This is a genomic window from Delftia sp. ZNC0008 (genome assembly GCF_000799035.1).
Taxonomy (GTDB): domain Bacteria; phylum Pseudomonadota; class Gammaproteobacteria; order Burkholderiales; family Burkholderiaceae_C; genus Comamonas; species Comamonas tsuruhatensis.
This window is the reverse complement of the sequence record NZ_JTKZ01000857.1, coordinates 1-846: the sequence shown is the minus strand read 5'-3', so window position 1 is coordinate 846 and position 846 is coordinate 1. Positions and strand designations below refer to the sequence as shown.

Genomic DNA, 846 nt, shown 5'->3' with positions numbered 1-846 from the left:
CCGCGTAGATAGTCCAGTGCCGCGTCGCGGCGCGCATCGGCGTCATCGAGCGGCTGCGCCGCAGCCAGGGGCTGGGCCGCCTCGGGCCCGAGGATGAGGCGCCAGCGCCGCAGGGTGGCGGCATTGATTGCCTGTTCCTGCATTGGCGGCTCGTGCATTGGCAGTTCGTGCATTGGCGGATCTTTCCGGCTCATGACAGTCCCCAGGGATGCAGCAGCCGGCCCACCTGGGCCGCCAAGGCGCGGCTGTGCGCCAGGGCCTCGTCCGATGGCAGGTGCACGCAGGCCAGCGTGGTTGCGCCGGGTGGCGTGGCCGCGCCCGACAAACCGGCCAGCCGCCCGGCCAGTTGCCGCAGTTCGGCACGGGTCAGCTGGGCAAAGGCCAGCCGCAAGGCCGGCAGGCCGGCCAGGAAGGCGTCTTGCGGCCAGTGCGCAATGCCGTCGCTGAGCAGGCGCAGCAGCGGCGGATGACTGAGCAGCCAGCCCTTGGCCACGCGCACAAAGCCCTGCAGGTACTCGCCCATGGCGGCAGCATCGACCTGCGCCAGGCCCAGCATGGCGCGCAGGGCGGCATCGGTCTGCGCAATCTGCCAGCGGCCGGCCATGCTCAGGATGCCGGCGGTGGCGCCGCGCACGCGCGCGGGCGTGCTGTCGGCGCCTGCCTCATGCAAGGCGGCACAGGCATCGTGGAACAGGCCGGCGTCGGCCCAGGGCACGGCGCGGCAGACCATGCCGTGCAGATCGGCCAGGGCATCCAGGGCCTGTGCCTGCTGGGATGCATCGCCCTCGCCCAGCCAGGGCAGGCGCAGGCAGGCCTGGGCAAAGCAGCGCCGCAGCAGCGACGCGG

Annotated in this window: 1 protein-coding gene; it reads right to left on the bottom strand. The window is 72.8% G+C overall.

Annotated elements, in window-relative coordinates; genetic code table 11:
* Positions 1-190: 190 nt before the first annotated feature.
* Positions 191-846, bottom strand: a 656-nt coding sequence (locus tag L995_RS34055) for a DUF5682 family protein (protein ID WP_047474533.1), incomplete at its 5' end; no start/stop codon positions are given.